At 55.4% G+C, this 563-nt stretch carries 1 protein-coding gene; it reads left to right on the forward strand.

Annotation, left to right across the window (positions count from 1 at the left end):
* Positions 1–86: 86 nt before the first annotated feature.
* Positions 87–563, forward strand: a 477-nt coding sequence (locus ACLD7X_RS18055; RefSeq protein WP_482763997.1) for a DEAD/DEAH box helicase family protein, incomplete at its 3' end; no start/stop codon positions are given.

The raw sequence follows: 563 nt of genomic DNA on the forward strand, positions 1-563 counted from the left end.
ACTGGCTGGTAGAAGGCATAGAGGCCGATGGCGGCGACCCAGCGACATGGCAAATCGTGTGCATTGATGACGATGCGCAAGGTCATGTGCAAACGGTCATTCCCGCGTGTGAAGTCGACCTGCAATTCGTTGACGAGCAGGCCTGGGAAGGTTTGGGTAAGTCTGCGCCAACCGACCCGAGATCCTTTTCTCTCTATCTGCAGAATTTGCAATGGAACACCGCCACAGCATCGGATCAGCGCCTGTTTCAAGCGCCGTTCAGAGCTGGCATTGAATTGTCCCCTTACCAACTAGTGCCGCTCGCCAAGGCGTTGGATCTTCCTCGTGTCAACCTGATGATCGCTGACGACGTCGGCCTTGGCAAAACGATCGAGGCGGCTTTGGTAATGCGCGAACTGATGCTGCGCCGCCGGCTGGATTTTTTCGTTGTAGCCGCGCCTTCAAGCATGACGCTTCAGTGGCAAGAAGAACTCGCCGCAAAGTTTGGCATCCCAGCTACAATTGTCGACGCGGAGTTTGTTGCGGACATTCGCGCCAAGCGAGGATTTGGCTATAATCCATGG

It is taken from the genome of Aphanothece microscopica RSMan92 (assembly GCF_046613545.2).
Lineage (GTDB): Bacteria > Cyanobacteriota > Cyanobacteriia > PCC-6307 > Cyanobiaceae > NIES-981.